The 26,963-nt window shown below is 43.6% G+C and carries 24 protein-coding genes; 18 read left to right on the plus strand and 6 right to left on the minus strand.

The window, feature by feature from the left end; genetic code table 11:
* Position 1: 1 nt before the first annotated feature.
* Positions 2–853, plus strand: a complete 852-nt coding sequence (locus tag N746_RS0105300) for a hypothetical protein (protein WP_051678527.1) — start codon at positions 2–4, stop codon at positions 851–853.
* A gap of 46 nt (positions 854–899) precedes the next feature.
* On the opposite strand, the gene N746_RS0105305 is transcribed toward N746_RS0105300, so the two are convergent.
* Positions 900–1,181: a c-type cytochrome gene (locus N746_RS0105305; protein ID WP_029934583.1), complete on the minus strand. Its 282-nt coding sequence runs from the start codon at positions 1,179–1,181 to the stop codon at positions 900–902.
* Positions 1,182–1,312: 131 nt separating this feature from the next.
* Between N746_RS0105305 and ycaO the strand changes: the two genes are divergently transcribed.
* A complete protein-coding gene (gene ycaO, locus N746_RS0105310) occupies positions 1,313–3,037 on the plus strand; it encodes a 30S ribosomal protein S12 methylthiotransferase accessory factor YcaO (protein ID WP_029934585.1) in 1,725 nt (574 codons plus the stop codon).
* 68 nt (positions 3,038–3,105) lie between these two features.
* Here ycaO and N746_RS0105315 read toward each other — a convergent pair whose 3' ends face one another.
* Complete coding sequence (locus N746_RS0105315) at positions 3,106–3,849, minus strand: DUF481 domain-containing protein (protein ID WP_029934586.1); 744 nt, start codon at positions 3,847–3,849, stop codon at positions 3,106–3,108.
* 134 nt (positions 3,850–3,983) lie between these two features.
* Between N746_RS0105315 and N746_RS0105320 the strand changes: the two genes are divergently transcribed.
* The 6 genes from N746_RS0105320 to N746_RS0105345 all read left to right on the plus strand — a co-directional run bounded on the left by N746_RS0105320 (position 3,984) and on the right by N746_RS0105345 (position 10,636).
* Positions 3,984–4,943: an acetyl-CoA carboxylase carboxyltransferase subunit alpha gene (locus N746_RS0105320; RefSeq protein WP_029934587.1), complete on the plus strand. Its 960-nt coding sequence runs from the start codon at positions 3,984–3,986 to the stop codon at positions 4,941–4,943.
* A gap of 57 nt (positions 4,944–5,000) precedes the next feature.
* Positions 5,001–6,314, plus strand: coding sequence for a tRNA lysidine(34) synthetase TilS (gene tilS, locus N746_RS10640; RefSeq protein ID WP_051678528.1), 1,314 nt, complete (start codon positions 5,001–5,003; stop codon positions 6,312–6,314).
* Between the two features lie 113 nt (positions 6,315–6,427).
* On the plus strand, positions 6,428–8,050 hold the full coding sequence (locus N746_RS0105330; RefSeq protein ID WP_029934589.1) for a CTP synthase: 1,623 nt from the start codon (positions 6,428–6,430) through the stop codon (positions 8,048–8,050).
* A gap of 14 nt (positions 8,051–8,064) precedes the next feature.
* A complete protein-coding gene (kdsA, locus tag N746_RS0105335) occupies positions 8,065–8,901 on the plus strand; it encodes a 3-deoxy-8-phosphooctulonate synthase (protein ID WP_029934590.1) in 837 nt (278 codons plus the stop codon).
* 77 nt (positions 8,902–8,978) lie between these two features.
* Positions 8,979–10,259 (plus strand): phosphopyruvate hydratase, encoded by a 1,281-nt coding sequence (gene eno / locus N746_RS0105340; RefSeq protein ID WP_029934592.1) that lies wholly within the window; start codon positions 8,979–8,981, stop codon positions 10,257–10,259.
* A gap of 14 nt (positions 10,260–10,273) precedes the next feature.
* A complete protein-coding gene (locus N746_RS0105345; protein ID WP_038125887.1) occupies positions 10,274–10,636 on the plus strand; it encodes an FtsB family cell division protein in 363 nt (120 codons plus the stop codon).
* A gap of 78 nt (positions 10,637–10,714) precedes the next feature.
* On the opposite strand, the gene N746_RS0105350 is transcribed toward N746_RS0105345, so the two are convergent.
* Positions 10,715–11,239 (minus strand): Smr/MutS family protein, encoded by a 525-nt coding sequence (locus N746_RS0105350; RefSeq protein ID WP_051678529.1) that lies wholly within the window; start codon positions 11,237–11,239, stop codon positions 10,715–10,717.
* Positions 11,240–11,287: 48 nt separating this feature from the next.
* Here N746_RS0105350 and surE point away from each other — a divergent pair, with 48 nt between their 5' ends.
* From surE to N746_RS0105370, 4 genes are read left to right on the plus strand one after another with little or no spacing between them, the layout of a single operon-like run.
* A complete protein-coding gene (gene surE / locus N746_RS0105355; RefSeq protein WP_029934599.1) occupies positions 11,288–12,052 on the plus strand; it encodes a 5'/3'-nucleotidase SurE in 765 nt (254 codons plus the stop codon).
* Positions 12,034–12,744 carry a protein-L-isoaspartate(D-aspartate) O-methyltransferase gene (locus N746_RS0105360; protein ID WP_081835987.1) on the plus strand — a complete coding sequence of 237 codons (711 nt, stop codon included), beginning with the start codon at positions 12,034–12,036 and terminating at the stop codon, positions 12,742–12,744. The genes surE and N746_RS0105360 overlap by 19 nt, the downstream gene beginning before the upstream one ends.
* A complete protein-coding gene (locus N746_RS0105365; RefSeq protein ID WP_029934603.1) occupies positions 12,741–13,313 on the plus strand; it encodes a YqaA family protein in 573 nt (190 codons plus the stop codon). The genes N746_RS0105360 and N746_RS0105365 overlap by 4 nt, the downstream gene beginning before the upstream one ends.
* Positions 13,314–13,317: 4 nt before the next feature.
* Positions 13,318–13,995 (plus strand): M23 family metallopeptidase, encoded by a 678-nt coding sequence (locus tag N746_RS0105370; RefSeq protein WP_029934605.1) that lies wholly within the window; start codon positions 13,318–13,320, stop codon positions 13,993–13,995.
* A gap of 79 nt (positions 13,996–14,074) precedes the next feature.
* Here N746_RS0105370 and N746_RS0105375 read toward each other — a convergent pair whose 3' ends face one another.
* Complete coding sequence (locus N746_RS0105375) at positions 14,075–14,446, minus strand: Mth938-like domain-containing protein (protein ID WP_029934607.1); 372 nt, start codon at positions 14,444–14,446, stop codon at positions 14,075–14,077.
* Positions 14,447–14,615: 169 nt separating this feature from the next.
* Here N746_RS0105375 and alaC point away from each other — a divergent pair, with 169 nt between their 5' ends.
* The 4 genes from alaC to thrC all read left to right on the plus strand — a co-directional run bounded on the left by alaC (position 14,616) and on the right by thrC (position 19,735).
* Positions 14,616–15,812, plus strand: a complete 1,197-nt coding sequence (gene alaC / locus N746_RS0105380) for an alanine transaminase (protein ID WP_029934609.1) — start codon at positions 14,616–14,618, stop codon at positions 15,810–15,812.
* 1 nt (position 15,813) lies between these two features.
* Complete coding sequence (locus tag N746_RS0105385) at positions 15,814–17,127, plus strand: homoserine dehydrogenase (RefSeq protein ID WP_029934611.1); 1,314 nt, start codon at positions 15,814–15,816, stop codon at positions 17,125–17,127.
* Between the two features lie 11 nt (positions 17,128–17,138).
* The gene (locus N746_RS0105390; RefSeq protein WP_029934613.1) at positions 17,139–18,155 is read left to right on the plus strand and encodes a hypothetical protein; all 1,017 of its coding nucleotides are present in this window, start codon (positions 17,139–17,141) and stop codon (positions 18,153–18,155) included.
* Between the two features lie 107 nt (positions 18,156–18,262).
* Positions 18,263–19,735 (plus strand): threonine synthase, encoded by a 1,473-nt coding sequence (gene thrC / locus N746_RS0105395; protein WP_029934615.1) that lies wholly within the window; start codon positions 18,263–18,265, stop codon positions 19,733–19,735.
* Between the two features lie 92 nt (positions 19,736–19,827).
* Here thrC and N746_RS0105400 read toward each other — a convergent pair whose 3' ends face one another.
* Positions 19,828–21,591 (minus strand): single-stranded-DNA-specific exonuclease RecJ, encoded by a 1,764-nt coding sequence (locus N746_RS0105400; RefSeq protein ID WP_029934618.1) that lies wholly within the window; start codon positions 21,589–21,591, stop codon positions 19,828–19,830.
* Positions 21,592–21,848: 257 nt separating this feature from the next.
* Between N746_RS0105400 and N746_RS10645 the strand changes: the two genes are divergently transcribed.
* On the plus strand, positions 21,849–23,933 hold the full coding sequence (locus tag N746_RS10645; protein ID WP_051678530.1) for a bifunctional diguanylate cyclase/phosphodiesterase: 2,085 nt from the start codon (positions 21,849–21,851) through the stop codon (positions 23,931–23,933).
* 16 nt (positions 23,934–23,949) lie between these two features.
* Here the strand turns inward: N746_RS10645 and N746_RS0105410 are convergent, their stop codons facing one another.
* Positions 23,950–24,537: a DUF2062 domain-containing protein gene (locus N746_RS0105410; protein WP_051678531.1), complete on the minus strand. Its 588-nt coding sequence runs from the start codon at positions 24,535–24,537 to the stop codon at positions 23,950–23,952.
* On the opposite strand from N746_RS0105410, the gene N746_RS0105415 reads away from it, so the two are divergent.
* Positions 24,536–26,962 carry a DNA internalization-related competence protein ComEC/Rec2 gene (locus tag N746_RS0105415; protein WP_029934623.1) on the plus strand — a complete coding sequence of 809 codons (2,427 nt, stop codon included), beginning with the start codon at positions 24,536–24,538 and terminating at the stop codon, positions 26,960–26,962. The two genes, N746_RS0105410 and N746_RS0105415, sit on opposite strands and share 2 nt — an antisense overlap.
* Position 26,963 lies beyond the last annotated feature (1 nt).

Here is a 26,963-nt window from a genome sequence, read left to right on the forward strand (position 1 = left end):
TATGAGCTTTTTCAAGCGCCCAAAAACTTGGTTATGGGCTTTATCGTTTTTAGTAATGGGGAATGCTTACGCTCAAACCTTTAATGTAGGCGATCGTGTTTTTATCGGTTTTCCATCCACTACCATCCGTGATGATGCCTTTATTGTTGGGGAAGTCACGCGTGTATTAGAGTCAGGCGATTATCAGGTCTCTGTAGAGGACTATGTAGAAGGACATGATTATGGCGCTTTCTGTACCCCAGTGGCGGTCAATTTGCCCGATAAGGAAAGCGAATATGGTGATGGTTGGGAACGCTGGGAAGATACGCGCAAACTTGATCAACCTAACCTTGAATACATTGTAAAAGCGGAAAATGTGATGGCATATCGCACTGGCCAATACGAATATATAGAGCGCAATAACACTTGGGTGGTTTTTGGGCGCTGGATGTCGGATGCTCCAATTTTGGCTCCGGAACGCATAGAGCGCGCCAAAAAAACAGCCCAGTCAATTGGCTTGGGTGGAATGGAAGATGCATTTGACCTGGCCATTGCGCATCGTTTGGCCTTCTATGAAAATGGTTGGGGACGCCCTTATTGGCCTTACGAAACGATTCCGGCATTAAATGGCTTGCTAGATCGTATTGATGTTTTGTTTAAGCAAGACTCGTCATTAAAGCGTTTGTGGCAACAAAAACCACGTGATCAGAATCAGCTTAAAGCAGATGAGCGCACATATTTCTTAATCATTGCCATTGATAAGCTGGTTGAGGATGCTTTCGATCAGTTGTATGAAGACTTAGAAAAAGCCGATCCTGAAGAAGTAAAAGCGTTAACCAAACATCTTAAAGCTCTGGGGAAACCTAAGATATAAAAAATGCCAGATTAGCTGGCATTTTTTATAAAGCATAGAATGGCTTTTAGTTGGGATGTTTATAGTATTTTTGATTTAGGTACGCGGCCACATCTTCTACTTCATCATCAAACCAACCGACATTCATGTTGTTATTACAAAAACTGACCGCTGCTACGAGTTTTTCGTAAGTATCGGTTTTAGTCGGGTTATAGGGTTTGTCGGCATGACAGCGTAAGCAGTTGGCTTCGTCATGCAGGGATTTACCGGCTTCTGGGCTTCCAGCGAAGCTTGAGTTTGAAATCAGTAGGGTAAGTGATGTGCTAACGAATATGGCGAGTTTCTTCATGGTTACGTCCTCTAAGTTATGATGGCTGGGTTATATTACCAATAAAGCCACGTTTCATTCTAGCGTGTAAATCAACGATCAAATTAAAAATTTATTTATCCACTAAATCAAAAAACTAATAGGGCGGAAGTGTGAGCGAAGTTACATACATTAAAGGTAAAGATGAAAGTCTCGAAAAATCAATCGAATTCATGCAGGGTATTCTTCGGGCGCAAGGCTTTGAGATTAATCAGGTTAAATGGTTAAATCCGGTTGATAATATCTTTTCATTACACATTCATGATCAGGTGTGTCCCGGTTTGTTTACGAATGGCAAAGGTGCAAGTCGAAAAGCCACTTTAGCGAGTGCTTTAGGTGAGTATTTAGAGCGTTTATCAACCAACTACTTCTTTTCAGACTATTATTTGCAAGCCGAACCTTTGGGCGCGGATTGGCTATATTACCCAACCGAACGCCACTTTGAATTGGTTGATTATAAGTCTTGTCTGAATCCGAAACTTTGGTCGATTTACGACCCGCATAATGAACTGCAAGCCGAGAACCTATTAAGTTTTAATGATGATGGCGACCAAATTCGTGCGATTGAAATGCGTCACGCCAAGACGGCGGAAGTTAGTTATTTTCCGATGAATTTATTGAGCAACCTTTATGCGAGTAATGGTTTGTCAGCCGGCAACACAATTGAAGAGGCTCGAGTTCAAGGATTGTCTGAGATATTTGAACGCTGGATAAAAAATAAAATTTTGACCGAAAACTTATGTCTGCCGGAAGTGCCGGATCACGTTTTAAAGGGTTTCCCTTCAATTTATCAATCCCTGACCGCCTTGCGTCAGCAAGGTCTTGAAGTCTCGGTGCGAGATTCATCGCTTGGCGGCCAATTTCCAGTCATGAATGTGACTTTATTTGATCCAGCGAAAGGGCAGTGCTTTGCTTCATTTGGCGCCCACCCTATTTTTGAAGTCGCTTTAGAGCGTACTCTTACTGAATCCTTGCAAGGCCGTCATTTAGACTTTTTGGATGGTTTCCAGGTGCCTACATTTGACCAGCAAGCGGTAGCCGAAGCCGAAAATCTAGAAAATCATTTTATTGATTCTAGTGGTTTAATTAACGCGCGTTTTATTTCAAAACAGGCCGACTTTGAGTTTGCTGAGTGGAACTGGGATTATCCGACTGATCAACAATGGTCATGGCTAGTAGATTTAGCGGCTAAGCAAGGTTTTGAAGTTTATGTGGCTGATTATGAACATTACGGTTTTAAAGCCTGTCGGATTGTGGCACCGGGTATGTCGGAAGTTTACCCGATGGATGAGTTGTTGGTAAAAAACCAAAACGATGGCCGTCGCTTGCGCCAAGCCATTCAGCGTTTTGTGGATAGCTCTGACGCGAATGAATTGTTGAACTTATTGGACGAGGTGGGCTTTAGTGATCATCAAGGTGTGGCCTCATTAATCGGTCTGATGCCGGATGCGGGTCATCTATGGAATGATTTGAAAATTATAGATTTACGCTTCTGGATTGAGTTGGCGGTTCAAGACTATTCGGCGGCTTATGATTCTTTAGAGGTTTGCAAAGTCTATGTTCATCCAGACAAGCCTATGGCTAAAGTCTATGAGGCCTTTAGTTTCGCATTGGATATCAAACTTGAAGAATTGATCTGGGATGATTATCGCACCGGTATGGTTCAATTATTTGGTGAGGACTGTGTGCTAAAAGTTGAGCAACACCTAAATCAACAAAAACAAGCTTGGGATATCCCATTGGGCCATCAAGCCTTTTTAGATAGTCAGCGTCATCAAGCTATGTGGCAGGTTTATGCACGTGCACGCAAGGCAAAACAGGCTTTCAATCAGCAATAATTGGTCGTAGCTGGATTAGACTGTAAAAGCAGGCCTGGTGGTTGAGTTAATCACCAGGCCTGGTTGTTTTAAAAGCTGTAAATTAAGCTTAAGTTGGTTTCGGTGTCGGTTTTTTCTGCTGCATCAGCAGGGTTGGAATTGTAGCGATACTTGTAGGATGTGCTAACTGAAAGCTTACTGTTTAGCGCAACGCGCAAGCTGGAGTTGCTTTCGGTTTTGTATTGTTCGGCACCAGTAAAGTAGGTTAAGTCTTGTACAAATCGAACCTTATCATTAAATTTATGGCTTAAATCCAACTTAACTCGGCCAGTAGTCTGGTTGAAGTCGTTTTCAGTATCGGTTACATATTCGACTTCTTGATAACCCAAACCGAGTTCAGTGCTTAACCGGGTTTGTTCCGTTCGGTAAAGTACTTTACCCAAACCGAGAGTTAAGCTTAAATCCTGACTTAAGTCAGCAATTTCATCTTGTTCGCCGCGGGTGTTGGCAAACGCATAATAGTTTTTGTCTTTGGAAAAATAACGATCAGCTTGCAGCTCTAAAACGTAACGCTCTGAAATTTTAATGTCTTCTTCGGTTTTATTTTCGATTTCTAATAGGCTTTTATAATCGGTTTGTTTTTGGCTGTAATTCATTTTTATTCGCGCTAATAAAGATTCAGAATCGACATTACCGGTTTTTTGATTAAATCCAGCTTCGCCTGAGCCATGAAAACCCAACTCGTCATTTAGTTCTTCAGCATTAACCCATGCACTATTGAACATCAGAGCGATGTATAAAATGGAAGTTGGTAAAATTCGCTTTTTAAGCATGAATAACCTTTATCGTTATAAATTGGATTCGACATTATAGCGTTTCGAGATGTTTGATTAAACCCCGCGACTTTAGGCTTGAATTTTTTGGTAGAATACGCCGATATGAGATTTAACCTATTCAGGACAAGATTATGAAATTAGATTTTTTAGATTTTGAACAGCCGATCGCTGAGCTGGAAGCAAAAATAAACGAGTTACGCCATTTAGAAGGCGGGCAAGATTTTGACCTGTTGCAAGAAATTAGCTCACTTGAAAATAAAAGTCATGCCTTGACCGAAAGTATTTTTAAAGGCTTGTCGGATTGGCAAATTTCTCAATTAGCACGTCATCCACAGCGTCCTTATATGTTGGATTACATCGAGCATATTTTTACCGAATTCTCAGAGTTGCATGGCGATCGTGCTTTTGCGGACGATGCCGCGATTGTCGGTGGTTTAGCGCGTATTGATGGTCAGGCTGTTATGGTAATTGGTCAGCAAAAGGGGCGTGATACCAAAGAAAAAATTCGCCGTAATTTTGGTATGCCACGTCCAGAAGGCTATCGTAAAGCTTTGCGTTTAATGAAAATGGCCGAGCGTTTTAAATTGCCGATTTTGACTTTTATAGATACGCCGGGTGCTTACCCAGGGATTGATGCCGAAGAACGTGGACAAAGTGAAGCGATTGCACGTAACTTAATTGAAATGGCTGAATTAAAAGTGCCGATCATTTGCACCGTTATTGGTGAGGGTGGCTCAGGCGGTGCTTTGGCAATTGGCGTAGGTGATGTCACGATGATGATGCAATACAGTACCTATTCCGTTATCTCGCCAGAAGGTTGTGCGTCTATTCTATGGAAGAGTGCAGCGAACGCACCGGATGCGGCGGCGGCTTTGGGTGTGACGGCACCACGTTTACACAGTTTAGGATTGGTGGATGTGATTGTGCAAGAGCCGATTGGCGGCGCACATCGTTATCCTAGAACCGCGGCCGATAATTTAAAAGCGGCGATTTTGGAGCAATTGAAAAACTTCAAAAAGCAATCACCAGAACAGTTAGTACAACGACGTTATGACCGCTACATGGGTTATGGTAATTTCGACGTGGCTTAAGAGTCACCATACTAAGAGCGCCACTGGCGCTTTTTTTGTTTCAGGGCGTTAAAAACCATGCAATCTGCCGAACCTGTTATTCAAGCCATCGAACGCTTTTACCGATCGCTTCAAGCCTCAAAAGTCTGGGTTGCCTACAGTGGTGGGTTAGATTCACATGTTTTATTGCAGAGTCTGGTCGAACTTAAACCCGCTCATGTTGAGCTGGCGGCGATTCATGTGCATCACGGCTTACAGGCCGAGGCGGATAGTTGGGTCATACATTGTCATTCGGTTTGTAATGCGCTTCAAGTCCCGCTTCAGGTTGAATATGTTGAAGTGGATAAAAGCCAAAATATCGAATCCGCGGCACGTCAAGCTCGTTATCAAGCGTTTGAAAAATGGGTGGAAGAAAACGAGGTGATTTGCACAGGCCATCACCAACGTGATCAAGTGGAAACACTGTTATTAAATTTAATGCGTGGTGCAGGCCTAGAGGGTTTAAGTGCCATGCCTAAACGACGTGTTTTAGCTAATCAAGCCGATTTAACTAATCACCAGGCCTGGTTGGTTCGGCCCTTGTTAAGTACTAGTTATGAAGCGGTTCAGAATTACGCCAAGCAATATCATTTGCAATGGGTAGAAGATCCGACCAATCAGCATGTTGAGTATCGGCGCAATTTTATTCGCCATCAGTTATTGCCAATACTCGACCAGGCCTGGTCGAATCCGCAAGCTAAATTAGCCCAAGCCTGTGCTCATCAAGCGGAAGCGGCTGAGCTGCTGCATGAGCTGGCGCAAAATGATTTAGCTGAGATTGAGCATGATACGACTCGATTAAACTGGCATCAGCTGCAGAAGCTTAATTGGTCGCGTCAAAAAAATGCTCTACGTTATTGGTTTAAACGCTTTCATCAGGTATCCATTGACCAGGCGAGCTTAGATTGGCTGCGCTCTGATGGGTTTAACACTAACCCTGATGCTCAGCCCAAGCGAATGTTGAAGCAGGCTGAAATTCGTCGTTATCAGAATTGGATTTATCTACTGGATGAATCGACTATCAAGTCACCATTTAGTGTTTTGGTTCAACAAGATTCGGATTGGCTGAAGCAGGGCATTAAGAAAGTGCCCACGCTCGGTAATGGCATAGCCCAACATTGGTTGGAACCTGGTAATGAAGTTCGGATACGCTCTTTGCGTGAAGACGATCAAGTGAACCGGGACTCTCTAAAAAAGTGGTTTCAAGCTCAAAAAATCCCACCTTGGCAGCGCCAGAATTGGCCAGTGGTTGAAATTAATTCTCAACTTGCGGTTGTTATTGGTTATCGTACCTTGGATGGCTTTCAGGCAAAATCTGATGAAAAAGCGCTAAAGTTAGTGGGTTTAAATTGAAGCCAAGTGGGTTTTAGGTTAAAATTTGTTTCCATTCTGAGCTCTGAAATCGCCAGTCGTCTTAAAAGGAATAGTTTGGCGAACTTCTCTAAATTTTCTACAAAGTGTGAATAATGACTAAATTTATATTCGTAACCGGTGGTGTTGTGTCTTCCTTGGGGAAAGGCATCGCTGCGGCGTCTCTGGGTGCCCTGCTAGAAGCAAGGGGCATGAACGTCAGCATGTTGAAGATGGACCCCTATATCAATGTGGATCCAGGCACCATGAGCCCACTCCAACACGGTGAAGTATTTGTCACTGATGATGGTGCTGAAACGGATCTAGACTTGGGGCATTATGAGCGTTTTGTGCAGAGGCCTTGTGGAAAGCGTAATAGCTTTTCAACCGGTCAGGTTTATGAAACAGTGATTCGTCGTGAACGTCGTGGCGACTATTTAGGCGGAACGGTACAGGTGATTCCGCATATTACCGATGAAATTAAAGCCCGCATCAAACTAGCTTCCGATGGCTTCGATGTGACGATTGTCGAAGTCGGTGGCACGGTGGGGGATATCGAATCCTTACCTTTCCTCGAAGCCATCCGTCAAATGGGTGTCGAAGTTGGTCGTGATCGTGCGATGTTTATGCATTTAACCTTATTGCCCTATATTGCGGTAGCGGGTGAAGTCAAAACTAAGCCTACTCAACATTCGGTTAAAGAGTTACGTTCTATCGGGATTCAGCCAGACGTATTGATTTGTCGTTCCGAAATTCCATTAGGTGAAAGTGATAAACGCAAAATTGCGTTATTTACCAATGTGGAAGAAAAAGCTGTTATTAGTTCACTGGATGCCAAGTCTATCTACCAAGTGCCGCGTATGTTGCATGAGCAAGGCTTGGATGAGTTGGTGGTTAAAAAACTACAAATGACCGGTCTTAAACCGATTGATTTATCAGATTGGGATCAGGTGGTTGATGCACAGCTCAATGCCCAGGATGAAGTTAATATTGCAATGGTTGGCAAATATGTGGATCTTACCGAAGCTTATAAGTCGGTGATTGAAGCCTTATTGCACGCCGGTATTCACACACGTACACGCGTTAAAATTCATTATATTGACTCAGAAGAGCTGGAAAAAGCCGGTATTGATCAGCTCAAAAGCATGCACGCCATTTTAGTACCGGGTGGCTTTGGTGAGCGCGGAGTTGAAGGCAAAATTCTAGCCATTCAACATGCGCGTGAATCCAAAAAACCTTATTTAGGGATTTGTCTAGGTATGCAAATGGCGGTGGTTGAATATGCACGACATGTCGCCGGTTTAGAAAAAGCTCACAGCACAGAACTGAACCCTAATACACCGCATCCAGTCGTAGCTTTGATTACCGAATGGACGGATGAGAAGGGCGATAAAGTCGAGCGCAACGAAACCTCAGACTTAGGTGGTACCATGCGATTAGGTGGTCAAAACTGCGTGGTTAAAGCCGGCACGAAACTCGCCAGTATTTATGGTAAAGATGTAATTCGTGAACGTCATCGTCATCGTTATGAAATGAATGACGGGTATATTAGTCGTTTAGAACAAGCAGGCCTGGTGTTTTCAGCACATTCGCAAGATGGGCATTTAGTTGAGTCCATTGAGATTCCAGATCATCCATGGTTTGTGGCTTGTCAGTTCCACCCTGAATTTACATCCACGCCGCGCAATGGTCATCCGCTGTTTAGCGCCTTTGTGCAAGCGGCTAAAACAAACAAATAGGTAAAGGAATCAATATGAAGCTTTGTAATTTTAATGTCGGTATTGATCAGCCGTTTTTCTTGATTGCCGGTCCGTGCGTAATTGAATCCGAGCAGTTAGCGATAGATACGGCCGGCCAGTTAAAAGAACTCACCGACTCGCTCGGCATTCCGTTTATTTTTAAATCGTCTTACGACAAGGCCAACCGTTCGTCCACCGCTAGTTTTCGTGGTTTGGGAATTGATGAAGGTTTGCGTATTCTGCAAAAAGTAAAAGACGAAATTGGTGTACCGGTTTTAACCGACGTGCATGAAGACACACCTTTAAGTGAAGTTGCATCGGTGGTTGATGTGATGCAAACCCCGGCTTTTTTAGTGCGTCAAACTAACTTTATCCAAAATGTGTGTCGTCAAGGCATTCCGGTTAATATCAAAAAAGGCCAGTTTCAAGCGCCTTGGGATATGGATCAAGTGGTGGCAAAAGCGCGCGAAGTGGGTAACGAACAGATTATGGTCTGTGATCGTGGCACCTCATTTGGCTACAATACCCTAGTATCGGATATGCGTGGTTTGGCTTCTATGCGTCAAACTGGTTGTCCAGTCGTATTTGATGCGACCCACTCAGTCCAGCAACCGGGTGGCCAAGGTTCAACATCGGGTGGTCAGCGTGAATTTGTACCTGTACTAGCACGTGCGGCGATTGCCGCTGGTGTATCGGGTGTCTTTATGGAAACCCACCCTGATCCGGTTAATGCTAAAAGTGACGGGCCAAACATGTGGCCGTTGCATAATTTAAAGCCGGTATTAGAGGTGCTAAAAGCGCTGGACGATACGGTTAAAAAACATGGTTTTATTGAAAACGATTTAATGTAAATAGTCGGATCCTATCCGGCATTTTGATGCGGTTTATTTGTAAGTTTAATTTTTAAGTTATTGAAAAGGTTGAAAAGATGTCATTGATTAAAGAAATCAAAGCACGCCAGATCATCGACTCACGTGGAAATCCTACGGTTGAGGCAGATGTGATTTTAGAATGTGGATCTATGGGTCGCGCAGCTTCACCATCAGGCGCGTCAACAGGGTCTCGTGAGGCCATTGAATTGCGTGATGGCGATAAGTCTAAGTATTTAGGCAAAGGCGTCTTAAATGCCGTCAATAACATTAACACTGAAATTCGTACGGCTTTAATTGGTCAAGAAGCGACTGATCAAGCGAAAATTGATCAGGTTATGATTGATCTGGACGGTACACATAATAAAGCGCGTTTAGGCGCGAACGCGATTTTGGCGGTGTCTATGGCTGTTGCAAAAGCCGCGGCCACTTCAAAAGGTCAGGCTTTGTTTGAATACCTAAAAAATGACGATTATCGTATGCCGGTTCCGATGATGAACATTATCAATGGTGGTGAACATGCGGATAACAGCGTCGACTTCCAAGAGTTTATGATTATGCCGGTTGGCGCACCAAGCTTGTCAGAAGCGTTGCGTTATGGAGCTGAAGTTTTCCATACTTTGAAAAAAGTATTGCATGAAAAGGGTTATAACACGGCGGTTGGTGACGAAGGTGGCTTTGCACCAGACCTTAAGTCTAACGAAGAAGCCATTACGATTATTCTAGAAGCGATTGAGCAAGCTGGTTATGTAGCGGGCAAAGACATTATGATTGCATTAGACGTAGCGGCGAGTGAAATCTACAAAGACGGTAACTATGTATTGGCTTCTGAAGGCCGTACTTTGACTAGCGCTGAAATGGTCGACTTCTATGCCGACTGGTGTGAACGTTACCCAATTATCTCAATCGAAGATGGTTTTGACGAAAGTGATTGGGACGGCTTCAAAATGCAAACCGAAAAACTCGGCAAAAAAGTCCAGTTAGTTGGGGATGATTTGTTTGTAACCAATACCAAAATTCTTAAGGAAGGTATTGATAAAGGCATTGCAAACTCAATCTTAATCAAGGTTAATCAAATCGGTACATTAACTGAAACCATGAATGCGATTCAAATGGCGAAAGATGCTGGTTACACGGCGGTTATTTCACATCGTTCAGGTGAAACGGAAGATGCGACCATTGCCGATATCGCAGTGGCTACCGGTGCAGGGCAGATCAAAACGGGCTCTATGTCTCGTTCGGATCGTATTGCTAAATACAACCAGTTGTTACGTATCGAAGAAGCTTTAGGCGACAAGGCTGTCTATCCTGGCATGTCTGCGTTTTATAACCTAAAGTAATATAGTAAAGACGGATGAGAGTATTTCTAATCATTCTCGCCGTCTTGCTTTTTTTATCTTTAGCTCGTCTATTGTCCTCCAATGGGGGATTAGGCGAGGTCTTTTCTTTACAGTCACGTCTAGCTGAGCTCGAAACACAAGTTGAAGAGCGCCAAAATACCAATGCTTTGCTGAAACAAGAAGTGTTAGATTTACAGTCTGGCGATACCGCACTCGAAACGATTGCCCGTCAACGCTTGGGTATGGTGGCAAAAGATGAGGTATTTGTTCAGTTGTTAGAACTTAAACCCAGCAATATTGTGGCTCCCTCTCCTGATCAATCAGCAACGCCTGTTCTTGAAAACCCTCAACCCATCAATCGTATTCATACCGACTGAGTTCTTTCTAAAAACCAGGCCTGGTGCTTGCGTTCCATTTCTATTTTTACTAAAAGTTAGTTCGAATAATCTCAAAACTTAATGCGCTTTGAGCAATACATAAACCGCTCCAGTTCCGCCATCCTTTTGTTGTGCGCTGCAAAAGGCCACAATCTGAGGTAAACCTCTAAGAGTTTGATTAACTTGGTTTTTTAGTACAGGATAGTCTGTATCTGAGTTATAACCCTTGCCATGAATGATTAAAGCAAATCGATATTTGGCTAGATAAGCTTGTTGTATAAACTGTAATAAACGTTGTTGCGCAACGTCTTCGGTATCGCCATGTAAATCTAATCGAGCCTGAATGCTGAATTCGCCTTTGCGTAACCGACTTAAATCTTGTAGGCGTAAGCCTTTTTTATGAAATAACAAGCTTTGGTGCGCGGTCACAGTCTCAACTGACTCAAAGCAGTGAGACTCAATTGGTTCAATATGTGATGCTTTAGGTCGTTTAGCTTTTAATTTTGGTCGCGGTAAAACGGCTTTTTCAGACGTTTTGATCGGCACCACACCGTCAATTGCTTGCGCAAACAGTAATTTGTCTTCTTCTGACAGCTTAGACACTTTATAATCCCTACTAATTCAAATTGTATTTTAAAGGATATAAAAGCTATGCGCATCTTGTTATCGAATGACGATGGCTATCTTGCGCCGGGTATTCAAACCTTGTTTGATGCGTTAATTAACCATGCATCAGTGGATGACTTGGTTTTAATTGCGCCGGATCGTAATCGCAGCGCAGCCAGCAACTCGTTAACTTTGTTGGATCCATTGCGCATTACCCAGCACCAGCCTAAAATCTACAGCGTAAACGGCACACCTACTGATTGCGTACACTTGGGTATAAATGGGGCTTTGTCGTATCGAGCCGATATGGTGGTGTCTGGTATTAATAATGGCGCGAACATGGGAGACGATGTTTTATATTCGGGAACGGTCGCGGCCGCCACAGAAGGCCGGTTTTTAGGTAAGCCTTCGATTGCAATCTCGCTTTGCGGTGAGCAACATTTTGCTAGTGCCGCAAAAATCGTGGTTGATTTGCTAGAAGACTTGCATACGCAAGACCTAGATGCCAATACAATTATTAATATCAATGTACCGGATTTACCTTTTGAGCAAATTAAAGGCGTGAAAGTCACGCGCTTAGGTAAGCGTCACGCTTCTGAAACGGTTGTGAAAGGAGTCGATCCAAGAGGTGGTCAGATGTACTGGATTGGACCAGCGGGCAGTGCGGCAGATGCCGGAGAAGGTACAGATTTTCATGCAGTCGAATCCGGTTATGTCTCGGTCACGCCATTGCAAATTGATTTAACTCATCACGCCATGTTGAAAACGATGCACCAATGGATTGATAAAAAATGGCCGAACCCGCACTAGACTTAACTCAAAAACCTATTTATCCGACAATCGAATTTGAACAGTTTCAAGGAGTAGGTTTGAGTTCTCAGCGAACGCGAGATCGTTTGATTTCACGCTTAATGACCTTGGGGGTTCATGATGCTGAGGTTTTAAAGGTAATGCGTGTCGTGCCAAGACATTTGTTTGTCGATGAAGCTATGGCTGGCCAGTCTTATGAAGATACGGCTTTGCCAGTAGGCTATGGTCAGACCATATCACAGCCTTGGGTAGTGGCCATTATGACAAGTTGGATTCGAGCTGGTCGACCCTTGCACAAGGTGCTGGATATTGGTACGGGATCCGGTTATCAAGCGGCTATTTTGTCTTTATTAGCGGATCAAGTCTTTAGTGTTGAGCGCATTGCACCGTTGCAAATTCGCGCTCAGCAGGTTTTAAAAAAATTAGGTTTAAACAATATTGAGTTTGATATTAGTGATGGCCATTGGGGTTGGCAACAAAAAGCCCCATTTGATGCAATTTTATGTGCCGCGGCACCGGATAAGCTTCCAGAAAGTTTGCTAGAACAATTAAACGAAGGCGGTCGTTTAGTATTGCCGATTGGTAAAGAAGTGCAGGTCTTAAAAGGGTATGAAAAAACCTCGACTGGCGTAAAAGAAAGTTTTTTAGGAGAAGTGATGTTTGTACCATTAAAAACCGGGGTGGAAGTGTGAGATTGTTTGGGCCTTTATATGATTTAACTTTGCGCTGGTCTAAGCATCCTAAAGCGCCTTGGTATTTAAGTGGGATGAGCTTTGCTGAGTCGTCATTTTTTCCGATTCCGCCAGATGTGATGTTGATGCCAATGAGTTTGGCCCAACCTAACAAAGCTTTATGTTTTGCTTGGTTAACCACAATATTTTCGACTCTAGGCGGATTGTTGGGGTATTTAATCGGCATGTTATTGTTAGAGTCGGTTTGGCCGTTTATTGTGTCGGCTGGCTACGAGCATCATTACCACCAAATTGTTGAATTTTTTGATCTTTATGGTGTGTGGATTGTATTTGTGGCGGGCTTTAGCCCTCTGCCTTATAAAATGTTTACGATCAGTGCCGGCGCGACCGGCATGGCTTTGATACCATTTTTATTAGCTTCGTTGGTTGGTCGTGGCGCACGCTTCTTTTTAGTCGCCTGGTTAATGAAATGGGGCGGTCAGCGTTATGAACCTTTAATTCGACGTTGGGTTGAATGGCTGGGTTGGGCTTTTGTAGTGTTAGTGATTATGTATATAGTGTTAAGGTAAAACGATGTTTAGAGTCTTATTGGTCGCGTTGATTTCCATAAGTTTATTGGGCTGTGGTCAAACAACTCGCAGTTATCTACAACCGGGTCATAATCAAGTTAATCCTTTAAATCAAAGTGCCGGTAAGTGTAAATCGGGTCATTATGTGGTGGCGAAAGGGGATACGCTAAGTCAAGTCGCGGTGCGGTGCCAGGTCAGCTTTAATGAGCTGGCTAAGAAGAATAGTATATTTCCCCCTTATGTCCTCTATCCTGGCCAAGAGTTGAGCCTGCCGAATAAGCAAGCGAAACCGACGTTGTCAGTGCAAAAACCGAATTGGGTTTGGCCAGTTGAGCACTTTGATAAATTTGATTATGTGAAAGACTCAGCCGGTATTTCTGGCCTAAATATCTATTCGGAAACCGGGAGTTTGGTTAAAAGTGTTGAGGCTGGTGAAGTTGTGTTTGCAGATAACAGTGTGAGTAATTTCGGTTTAATGGTGATTATTCGACACGAGAACGGCTATTTAACTGTGTATGCACACAATCAACGTTTACAAGTAAAAGAAGGCCAAATCGTAAAGCGTGGCGAGGTGATTGCCAACCTAGGCCGTTCCGGTTCAACAGAGCTGCCCAAGTTGTATTTTGAAGCACGGTTGCATGGTCGAAAAGTAGCGGCTGAAGGTTTGTTAGATCAGCCTTAGAAAACTTATATTCTCAAGTAGTCTGTGTAGGGTGTTCTTTTTAAAGTATTTGTTCTTTAACCTAGAGTCGTTTCAAGACTTAATTAAGAATTAAGCCCATGACCACTTCTCGATCTTCGGTAGTTAATACGTTATACGTTCGACAGGCTGAAGCGTTGTTCATTACTTCTAAGCTGACACCTTGTTGTGCACATAAACCAAAAATTTCGGCTGAAGGAAATTGCTGCTTTTCACCCGTACCCAGAATCAGCACTTCGGGAGACAAATCTAAAAGTTGTTGCAAAGTTGCTGATGTTAAGTCGTCTAATTTTTTGACTGGCCAAGCTGGGTTTAAACTTTGTTGAGTAATAATACAACTGGTCTGATAATCTTGATTATTGATGGTTACCAGGCCTGGTGCATAGTGGTTAATCATGTTGATTTTAGGGTCGCGATGTTCCGTAAATTTCATTAGATGCTTCTTTTAAAAATTAAGTCTCTATTTAATCCTAGTTTTCCCCGAAATTCAATTGACGAATCTAATAGATTCTGTATCATTTATCGGCTTAATAACGTCATTTTGACCAGCATACTTTTAAACAATCTCGCAATTTTTGCAGCAATCTTGAAAAGGCCTTTTCGTGACTAGCGAATTTCAAAGAATCAAACGTTTACCACCTTACGTGTTTAATATTGTGGGCGAGCTAAAAGCCGAAGCCCGTCGTCGAGGCGAAGATATTATTGATTTTGGAATGGGAAATCCAGACCAGGACACACCAAAACACATCGTCGACAAATTGGTCGAAGTGGTTCAACGTGAAGGCACGCATCGCTACTCAGTTTCACAGGGTATTCCACGTTTACGTAAGGCCATTTGTAACTGGTATAAAACGCGTTTTGATGTGGATTTAGATGCCGACAAAGAAGCCGTAGTCACGATTGGTTCAAAAGAGGGTTTAGCACACTTAGCCTTGGCCACAGTTGAGCAGGGCGATACGGTATTGGTACCAAACCCGGCTTATCCAATTCATCCTTATGGATTTGTGATTGCGGGCGCAGATATCCGTCATGTTGAAATGTCGCCAAACGTCGACTTCTTTGAGGAGCTGAAAAAAGCCATTCAAGACTCTTGGCCAAAACCCAAAATGCTGGTGCTCAATTTCCCTGGTAATCCAACCACTCAAACGGTGGATTTAGCTTTTTTTGAGCGCGTGATTGAAATCGCTAAAGAACACAATATTTGGGTTATTCACGATTTGGCTTATGCCGACATTGTGTTTGACGGTTATGTTGCACCATCAATTTTGCAGGTAGAAGGGGCTAAGGATATTGCGGTTGAGTTTTACACCCTATCTAAAAGCTACAATATGCCGGGTTGGCGGGTTGGCTTTATGGTCGGCAACCCAACCTTGGTCAATGCCCTTAAACGTATGAAATCTTATTTGGATTATGGCACTTTTACGCCGATCCAGGTAGCCGCGATTGCCGCTTTAGAAGGGCCACAAGACTGTGTGCAAGAAATCTGTGACATGTATAAAGCGCGTCGTGATGTGCTTTGCCAAGGTTTGAATGCAATCGGCTGGGAAGTTGACTACCCGAAAGCGACTATGTTTTTATGGGCACCGATTCCAGAAGCTTATCGTGAATTAGGTTCCATCGAATTTTCGAAAAAACTTTTGATTGAAGCCAAAGTCGCGGTATCACCGGGTGTTGGATTTGGTACTTATGGCGATGGCCATGTACGCTTCAGTTTAATTGAGAATGAACACCGTACCCGTCAAGCCATTCGGGGAATTCGTGATATGTTCAAAAAAGACGGCTTGATTCAAGGAGTATAGTTTGAAGGCATTAACACTAGGACTTTTAGGGCTAGGAACGGTTGGAAGTGGTTTAGTTAATATTTTACGTACCAGCTCAACCGAAATTGAACGTCGTTTAGGCAAGCGTTTTGAGATAGGCTGCATTGCCGTTAGGGATCTGAATCGGCCACGCCGAATTGACACGCAAGACATTCCCTTAACAGATGATCCGTTTGAGGTGGTACAAAACCCGAATGTTCAAGTAGTGGTTGAACTTATGGGCGGTACAACTTTAGCGCGTGATTTAGTTGAACAAGCCATCAAAAACGGCAAACACATCGTGACCGCGAACAAGGCTATGATTGCATTGCATGGTAATGAATTGTTCGAGTTAGCCGAAAAACATCAGGTTCAAATTTACTATGAAGCCTCAGTGGCTGGTGGTATTCCGATTATCAAAGCGCTACGTGAGGGTCTAGCCGGCAATCAAGTAGAGTGGTTAGCAGGCATTATCAACGGCACAGGCAATTACATTTTGACGGAAATGAAAAAGCCCAATGCTGATTTTTCAGCCGTTTTAGAAACGGCTCAAAAATTAGGCTACGCCGAAGCTGATCCGACTTATGATGTCGAAGGTATTGATGCGGCTCACAAGTTGACGATCCTAGCCTCGCTGGCCTTCGGCATTGAACTCAGCTATTCGCGGGTTTATACCGAAGGTATTAGTCATATTAGCGCGGATGATGTTCGTTTCGCTAATTTATTTGGCTATGAAATCAAACATTTAGGTATTGCAAGCCGCGGTGATGATAATGGGTTCTCATTGCGCGTTCACCCGACATTGGTGCCTAAAAAAGTCTTATTGGCCGATGTGAACGGTGTGATGAATGCGGTTCTGATTCACGGTAATCACGTGGGTTCGACCATGTATTATGGTGCCGGGGCTGGTGGCGGTGCGACGGCTTCAGCCGTGATGGCCGATTTAATGGATTTGGCGCGTTGCTGGGAAGCACCCTTTGATGCGCATGTTCCTGGTTTGGGTTATCAAGCCGATGCGATTTACAAAGACGCCAATATTATGTCGATTGATGATATTGACACGGCTTTTTATGTCCGCTTTATGGTTAAAGATCAGCCGGGTGTTTTAGCACGTTTGTCACAAACCTTGGCGGATTGCGACATCAGTATCGAGCATTTACACCAAGAACCAATGAGTGATGAGCCTGATTTTGCATTGGTAGTTTTAACCACTAATGTGGTCAACGAAGGTCAATTTGGTGAAGCCTTAGCCGTGCTAGAAGGTTTGGATGATGTCGAAGGTAAAATTACCAAAATCCGTGTCAGCGATTTTTGAGGGATTCAAACATGTCCAACCAGGCGGTGACCTTATGGATTCCTGGTTTATTAGATCATTTTCAACCTGACCACCAGGCCTGCTGGTCAGGTTCCGCTTTTCAAACGCTGCTTAATAAAGCCGATGTTTATCCGCTCAAACCCTACAGTTTTATCGAACGTGCTAGTCAACTGTTCCACCAACCACAAACACTTAGTGCGGCCGCTACTATGGCCTCTGTGGAGTTGACTGATTTCGATCCGCAGGCTTTTTGGTTAAAAGTAGATCCAGTTCAGATGATTCCAGATCGCGATACCTTGGTCTTGGTTTCGGCTCAAGATCTAGATATTACGCGAGCTGAATCCCAAGCGCTGTTAGATGCGTTTAACCAACATTTTGCTGAAGATGGCGTTAAGCTTGAGTGGGGTGATAACGACTCTTGGTATATGCGTTTGCCACAAGCCGTAGATATTCAAACCACCGATCTAGCGCAAGCCAATTATCGTAATTTACACGGCCTTTATCCAAGCGGACATGCTGGGTCTTATTGGCGAACTTTGATGAATGAAGTTCAAATGTTGTTTTATCAGCATCCCGTTAATCTTGCACGGCGTGAACTTGGCCAAGCTGAAATTAATAGTGTTTGGGTGTGGGGCGAAGGTCAAATTAAGCCAGATAGCATCCAAAGGCGACCACAGGCTAAAATTTGGGGAAACCATGCGTACCTAAAAGGTTTAGCGAATTTAACCCAAGCGCAGATTCAGCAAACACCAGCTAGTCACCAGGCCTGGTGCTTAGATAACGCACAACAAGAAGCGCATTTTATTACGCTTGATCTAAAGCACCAGCTGGCTTCGAGTGAAGAGACTTCAGATGGTGACTTATTGTTAAGTCTAGAGAAAGATTGGATGCAGGGCTTGTTGGATGATCTGAAACATGGCCGTATTCATTCTTTATTTATTGATTTAGGCGGCGCGAAAGGCTTTTTAATTGAACCTTCACATCTACGTCGTTTTTGGCGGCGCTGGCGAAATCCACTCAAATCTTAGTCTCAAGTGTTTGGATGACATGAATTTAGCGATTGAGCGGGTTTTTGGTATAATCCGCGCATTATTTTGAAATCTGGCGAATTCGCCAGCACGCAAGGCAAGAACTCATGAATTTTATAGAAACACGCGGTAACGATGGTCAATTCCCAAAAGAAGTGACGTTTTCACAAGCTATTTTAAGCCCGATGTCTTCGTTTGGCGGGCTTTATTCGCCCAAAAGCTTACCTCAGCTCGGTTTAGATTTTTTAAAGGCACATTTAAATTCAAACTATAAAACGCTAGCGAAAGCGATATTGGCTGAGTTTGAAGTTGATATTGACCAAGCCGTTATTGATCAAGCGCTTGCACTTTATGACCAGTTTGACGACCCGACTAATCCGGTACCAGTGGTTAAGGTGCGTGATGATTTGTTTGTGAGTGAGCTTTATCACGGCCCAACGCGCGCTTTTAAAGACATGGCGTTACAGCCGTTTGGCACGGTATTATCGGCGGTTGCGCAAAAGCGTAATGAGAAATTTTTAATTTTAGCCGCTACCAGCGGTGATACCGGGCCAGCCGCGCTGGATACCTTCCGTAATAAACCCAATGTACAAGTGGTATGTATGTATCCGGACGGTGGCACATCTGACGTTCAGCGTTTGCAGATGGTGACAGAAACCGGTGAAAATTTAAAAGTCATTGGCATTAAAGGCGATTTCGATGATGCCCAAACTGCACTGAAATCCTTATTAGTATCAACTAGTTTCCGCGATACCCTAAAGCAGCAGGGCGTGCAGGTTTCGGCGGCGAATTCGGTTAACTTCGGGCGTATTATTTTCCAAACTATTTACCATGTCCACAGCTATTTAGAATTAGTGCGTCTACAAGAAATTGGTTTAGGTGACCAGGTTTATCTAGATGTGCCAAGCGGTAACTTTGGAAATGCGTTAGGGGGCTATTACGCTTATAAAATGGGCTTGCCAGTTGCAAAAATCCTGATCGCGTCTAACCAAAACAATGTACTCACGCAGTTTATTGAGGAAGGTAAATACGATTTAAGGGATAGCGGTGTGATTGCTACGACATCACCGGCAATGGATATCTTGAAGTCGTCCAATATCGAGCGTATTTTGTTTGATTTATTTGGTGCTGAGCGCACTAAAGAATTAATGCTCGCCTTGGATAAAGATAAGTTTTATCAACTAACCTCAGATGAGTTGGGGATGGTGCAAACGATTTTTGCAGCGGACTTTTGTACCAACCAGGAAGGTCAAGATTACATTAAACAAGCCTATGAAGATGGCTATTTGATGGACCCGCATACCGCAACTTGCTTAAAAGTTTACGATACCAAACGTGATCAAAAGCTCAAAACCATTGCTTATTCGACCGCCGAGTGGACTAAGTTTTCGCCGGTCATTGCCAAAACCTTATTTGGTGGTGAATTGACTTCGGATATTGACGCGCTAAAACGTATTGCTGATAAAGGCCAAATCCCAATTCCGGCGCAAATTTCACGTTTATTTGATTTGCCAGCCACTCAAGCGAAGGTGATTGATAAACAAAATATCGAAACCGAGATATTGAGTTTTTTTAAGTAACTGAATGGGTTATTGGGTCGACTAGAACCGCAGGAAAGGTCATTTCTCTGCGGTTTTTTTATGACTGTTAAAACACACTAAAAAGATTAGGCTTAAACTTTAAAGGCAAATTGTAAACGCAGTTGTAATGAGGTGCGCCCCATATATTGGTTCAAAGTAGGTTGGTAAACACACTCTATCCAATCATTTTGTTTGTAAGGCAGGGGCTGTTGGCTGTGATCCAGCGCGCCAAAATAAATGGCTTTAACTGGCGAGCGGCTATTTTCCGGTATTAAACGCAAACTCAAATGGGTTTGGGTTTGGCCAATCTGTTTGATATCCAAGATTTTAAAACGGCCATTAAATTGCGGCTGTGGCCATTCTCGGCCATAGGGTTCGAGTCGTTCCAGTTCGTCCATTAACTGTGGCGTAAATAGGTGGCCTGCAAGCTCACCGTCGGTTTCAATTAAGGGCGTAGGCGTGGTGTCGCCAAATTGTTGCTGTGCGGCTTCTTCTAATCCCTGTTGAAAGATGGCAAAGTCGGCGAGATTTATCTGACAGCCCGCCGCACCTTTATGGCCGCCTTTGGCTAAGAATAAGCCAGGATGTTGCTCCTCGATCCAATTAAACGCCCGAATCAAATCAAACTCCGGCACAATGCCGCGTCCGCTACCCGCCAAGGTACCATCGTTTAAATCGGTCATGGCTACACAAGGTAAACCAAACTTTTCACCTACACGCGTGGCCACAATACCTTGAATACCAGCGTTACCTTCTAAGGAAATCGCCAAACTGAAGCGTTTATCATGATACAAGTCATGCGCTTTTTGCATGGCTTGTTGCATTAACCCTTCTTGTTGCTGACGACGTTCTTGGTTATCGGCTTCGAGTTGCTGCAGATGCAACCAGGCCTGGTCGAGGCTGTCGGCATTTAAAAAATGAAAGGCTTGGGTCACGTCATTGACTCGGCTGGCCGCATTAATACGTGAAGCAACTTGGAAGGCTAAAAACTCGGCATTATAAGGACGGTCTGAGTTATTGTTTAACTTACGAAAGGCTTGCCAGGCTGGGTGTTCGAATTGATTTATTTGTTGTAAACCCGCCAATACAATGGCCCGATTATTTGGGCTTTTTAAACTCACACTGTCGGCGATAGTTCCCAATGCCACGTGCAAACTGAGGTCTTTTAAAGAGGGGGTATCCCTAGGTAACATGCCACGTTTTATGAGCTCGTTACGAACTTGTGTCATGACCAAGAAAATGACAAAACAACCTGCGATGGTTTTGTCGTATTCGCAACCGCTTTGCTGTGGATTGACAGTGCAAGTAGCACTCGCGGGTGCCCCTTCTGCTGGGATACTATGGTGGTCGGTGACGCATACTTTGATACCGGCTTGTGCCAAACGTTCGATACGTGGTTGATCACTCGAACCTTGATCGGCTGAAATGACGAGCTCTACGTTTTGCTCTAAGCCTAAAATCTCATCACACATTTCATCAGTAATGCCGTAACCGTTTTTGCGTTCACCGATCAAATGAACAACGCGCGCTGGATTGACATCAAAGTGATCAATCAACGCACGATGGGCGACCCAAGCCGAGGTTACACCATCTGTATCGTAATCGGTCGCTAATACAATTAGACCATCTGACTCAATCGCATTGGCAATCAGCTGGGCGGCTTGTTGTGAGTTTTTGAGCTGGTTGGGGTGTTGTAAGTGCTTGAGCTGGGGCGAAATAATGGCCTCTATTTGCTCGGGCGATTCTAAGCGCTGGGCAACTAAGCGCGCTTGCAGATCCGTTAAGCCCAACGCTTTGGCGGCTTCATGGCTGCTCGGGTTTAGCGGGCGTTGTGTAATGCGAGGCGGCTTAAGCATAGGGTGTTATCGGTCATTTGTTAGGGACTGCATTTTAACAGACCTAACCCAGCGGGCGAACCCTTTTAGGGTTAATCTGTGCTAGTATTATTTATGCATATTTTATTCGAATAAAATAGATTTTTTCGATGCTTGGTCCGGAACAAGCTTATCTGGTTATTAGTAATTGTGATAGTAGATTTGTTTGACCCCCATTTTGACTAAGGTTAATATGAATTCACGTTGTATAAAAAATTTACTTTAGGCCTTGCCAAAACATGATCCAGCAACAAACAAAGACGAGTTTGACCCTGCTTAAACACATTATGGAGAATTTTCCAGACGGTGTGTTTACTCTCAACAGCGATTTGAAAATTACTTATGTAAATCCTGCTTTTTGTCAGTTGATGGGTTATAAAGAAGCCGATTTGCTGGGCAGTGAGATCACGACGCACTTACAGGACTTAAATATTCTGGCGGAATGCCAAGCTGAAATAAATGCAAAAGGCTTTTGTCAGGGTCAAGAAACCATTTTTAAACGCGCTGATGGTGCTTTTTTGAATATTTCCAAGAATGTTCAAACCCTGGTGGACGAAGAGGGTAAACCTGGATTAATCATCAGCGTGCGTGATTTAACACCTATCCACCAACTCAACTCAAAATTGACTCAAACCAGCCAAGAACTTGAACATTACAATCAATATTTATCAGATATTGTGGCTGAGCGCACTCAGATTTTAAATGATCAAATGGCCGTGCTATCAAGTTATAAAAAAGCCATTGATGTCAGTAGTATGGTCAGCAAATGCGCACTAGATAAACGTTTGATTGAAGTTAACGATTCAATTTGCGAGCGTTCAGGCTATCAACGCGAGGAGTTAATCGGTCAAGCATGCACATTTTTGTGGAGCCAAGAATCAAAACAGTTGGTTCCCGAAATTACTGAAATGGTTTTAAGTGGCAAACATTGGAATGGCATGGTTACGATGCTGACTAAAGCCGGTACGATTTTTTATCTTGAGGCCTACATTGTTCCAATCAGTAATGAATCGGGTGAGGTTATTGAATTGGTTAATATCAGTCATGATGTGACCCCTTTGATGGAAACCACCCAGGCTTTAAGTCACCGATTGCACTATGATTCGCTGACGGAGTTACCTAACAGAGTTAAGCTCCTAGCGGATGCAGAGGCGTCTAATCAGTCAGAACATATTATTTTATTTAATGTTGATAGTTTCAACGAGATCAATACGTTTTATGGCCATTATTTGGCGGATAAGTTATTAAAAGTCTTGGCGCGAAAGTTCGTTGAATTGACCCTAGGGTTACCGGCTCAGGTGTATAAGTTGCCGATTGATGAATTTGCGATTGTAATTAAAAACGATTGGGCGCGCCCAGATCTTGAGCATTTTGTACAAGGCTTGCTAGAGGTCGTGTCGGCACGCAGTTTTAAAGTTGGATTAGAGCAAATTAATTTAACTTTAACGGCGGGTTTAGCATCTTCCAATGCGCTTAATAATCAAGCCAAAGATGCTCTTGTTGCGGCAGATATGGCACTTAAAATGGCAAAAAGACAGCGTAAACCTTTTGTTTTTTACGAATCCAGTCTGAATATCAAACAAAGTTATGAGAATAATTTGGCTTGGATTAAGCGTTTACGCAGTGCGATGGAAGAAGATCGTTTGGTTCCCTTCTTCCAACCGGTGGTTAACGCTAAAACATTAAAGGTCGATTATTATGAATGTCTCGTTAGAATCGTTGAAAGTGATGGCCAAGTCGTTTCACCATTTAACTTTTTAGAAACGGCGAAAAAACTCAAGCTTTATCCACAGTTAACTCGGCGTATGCTAGATAAAGCCTTCGAAAAGTTCGCGGAAGAACGAGACAGCTTTTCGATTAATTTATCAATTGAAGATATTGTTGACCCAGTTACCAGTGCATGGATTATTGAAAAAGTGAGTAACTGTTCGTTTGCCGAACGAGTGATTTTTGAAATTGTTGAGTCCGAAGGTATTCAAAACTACGATGTTGTAAATCACTTTATCCGGGATGTAAAACAATACGGTGTCAAAATTGCGATTGATGATTTTGGCGCAGGTTATTCAAACTTTATTTACATTATGCGTTTAGACGTTGATTTTATTAAGATTGACGGCTCGATTATCCGAGATATTCAACATAATAAATCCTCCCAGGTCATTACCGAAACCATTATTAATTTTGCGCGCAAACTTAATATACAAACCGTCGCTGAGTTTGTGGCGGATGAAAGCATTTATGACTATGTCAAGCACTTAGAGATTGATAATTTGCAGGGGTATTTGTTTGGCAAGCCAGAAAATCACTTGTTAAATGCTGGCTAAGCACCAGGCCTGGTGCTTAGTGGTTGTCTTGTTTATGCACATTGTCGGGTGCATGAAAAGAGCGTGGTTTTTTAAATACCACTTTATTTTTTCTTGACGATAAGCGGCGACGCCAACTTAAGTTGACTTGAATGCGCCACAGCACGTGAATTCCTAAATAGCCAATACTACCTAATGCCAAACCAACTACAAAGCTACCAAGTAATAAGGGTTGCCAGATTACGGTAAAGGTATGGAAAATCCATTCCCAACTTATGACTAAGTTCAAACTCTCATTAGCTCGTTCCCCCAATAATAATGAACCAACACGGTAGTTGAAGTACCAAATTGGTGCCATCGTGAATGGATTACTAATCCACACAAGCGCAATACTTAACGGTAAGTTTGCTCTCACTATCATCGCTGATAATGCAGCCGTGACCATTTGCCAAGGCATTGGCATGGCGGCCCAAAAGGGGCCTACAAAAAAAGCCTTGGCAACCGAGTTTCGGTTTAAATGCCAGAGATTGGGGTCTTGAAACCAGTGCGCGATTGAACTAAACCCTTTTATCTTGAGCAGTTTTTTTGGGTCTGGAATCCATTTTTTAAAGAGTTTTTTTGGCATGTTTATCAGTTTTTCGCTTGGATTTGTTGGCGTTATATTTGGTCTTTATCAACTGGGTGACTGGCCGAGTTGGTTGTATCTAATGCCTGCGATTCTTGTTTTCAGTGTGGCAATATGGCGATCTTGGCTGCGAATTGAACATTTTAGTTTAGGCGTTATTATAGGCTGGATTTGGTTAAGTTTGTCTGTCTTTTTGACACCTAATTTGTCCGAGTCGATGATGGGCGAAACCCATTGGGTAGAAGGACGAATTGTGGGTTTGGTGCAAAATAATGTGCGTGAATCTAACTCCTTACCAATTCAACGATATGAGATGCGTTTAACACGGCTGGAAAGCCTTGATCAAAATGCCTATCAGGCCTGGTCGTGGCCTAAACCGACCATTCGATTAAGTTGTTATCGTTGCAATTGGACACCAAAACCAGGCGAGTCTTATCGGCTGGCGGTACGTATTAAACCCATTCATGGCAGTATGAACCCAGGCGGGTTTGATTATGAGGCTTGGGCGCATCAGCAGGATCTAAAAGCCACGGGATATGTGCGAATCAATGAAGCGGAACCACGCTTGCTTAAGCACAGCTTTGATCACCATCAAATACGTGCGGCATTAGGACACCACTTAAATTCGGTTTGGGGTGATTCTCGTTTTGGCGGGATCTATAACGCTTTGTTATATGCTGATCGACAAGCTATCTCAGATAACGATTGGTCATTAATGCGCGCCACCGGAACCATTCACTTAATGGCCATCTCCGGCCTGCATTTGGCTTTGGTAGCTTTAATGGGGTATGGCGTCGGGCGCTTGATTTGGCGTTTACCGATCCGACGTTTTGAGCGTTATCCGGTGCACTGGTTTGGTAGTGCAGTCGCACTGATGTTGGCGACTATTTATGGCTTGTTGGCGGGCTTTAGTATTCCGACTCAGCGAGCCTGGATCATGGTAGCGGTGACGGTGGTGTTTTTGCTTTTAAGACGCCAGTTTCAACCTTGGTCAGTGTTATTATTGGCAGCTTTAGTAGTGGTCGTTTGGCAGCCGGAAAGTGTGTTATCACAGGGTTTTTGGTTGTCATTTTTAGCTGTGGGTTTGATCTTTTTAGTGTTAAATCAGCCTCAGGTTAAAGCTCGGCCAGTTTGGCAAAAAGCCGTTTTAATTCAATTGGTTTTGTCGATAGGCCTGGCTCCGGCTTTATGGTGGTTTTATCAACAAGTGCCGATATACAGTTTGCTCGCCAATTTGCTGGCTGTACCGTTTGTGAGTTTTATTGGCTTGCCATTGTTGTTTCTGACCACGCTGGTTTCTTTTCTATCAAACGACCTTGCCGTGTTGTTGGTTTGGTTGAATGACTACTTATGGGCGGGCTTATGGTGGGCTTTAAACACCATTTCGCAATGGCCGTTGAGTGAATGGAAACCCGTACCAATTGCATTATGGCAAGTAGTGTTGGTCTATGGGTTGGTATTTAGTGGACTGTTATTTCGGTGGACGGCTTCAAAGCCAGTAGCAAAATCTCCGCGGCCGCCAAGCCGAAGTCATTTAAAGTCTAACTTGTTTGTCAAACTCATGAGTATTGGTTTAGCCGTCGGCATTTTGTTCTGGCCTAATAAACCAGAAAACGTGCCTTATGGTGGGTTTTGGTTAAGCTTGTTAGATGTTGGTCAAGGCCAAGCTTTGGTGATTGAAACCCAAAATAAAACCTTGGTTTATGATACTGGACCGAGTTTTGGTGCCCGTTTCGATGGCGCGCAAATCGCAATTTCACCTTATTTGCGCTATAGAGGCAAGCGAACCATTGAGATGTTAATGGTGAGCCATGCGGATCGAGATCATGCCGGCGGGGCTCGCAGCCTAGTGGAGGACTGGCCAATCGAAACGCGTTTAAGCGGCCAGGTTGAGCGTTTAAAACAGAATTTTGAATTGAGCGGTTTTGAGGCTTGCGAAGCATCGCAAAGTTGGTGGTGGGATGGAGTGAAATTTGAAGTCTTGGCGCCGGGTTTATTTGTGGCAGGAGATCATAATGATCAATCTTGTGTTTTGAAGGTGAGTACAACTGATGCCAGTGTGATGATTACTGGGGACTTAAGTTCCAAACACGAAGCCAAGCTAATCGAGCATTATGGTCAATCTCATCTCCGGAGTTCAGTGTTGATTGCTGGACATCATGGCAGTCGTCATTCGACTCACCAGGCCTGGCTGCAGGCTTTACAGCCTGAATTAGTTTTGTTTAGCGCCGGCTATCGAAATGCCTTTGGCTTTCCCGCTCAGCAAACGCGTCAACGTATTGAGGCCAAACAGATTGATTGGTTAAATACCGCTTGCGAAGGGGCAATTCAAATTCGTTTTACGCCTCAAGAATGGCTAGTTTTTAATCGTTCGCGGGTCTCGAAAAAGCGTTGGTTCCATCACCAATGCGAATTGACTTTATAAT

The sequence above is a fragment of the Thiomicrospira pelophila DSM 1534 genome (assembly GCF_000711195.1).
Taxonomy (GTDB): Bacteria; Pseudomonadota; Gammaproteobacteria; order Thiomicrospirales; family Thiomicrospiraceae; genus Thiomicrospira; species Thiomicrospira pelophila.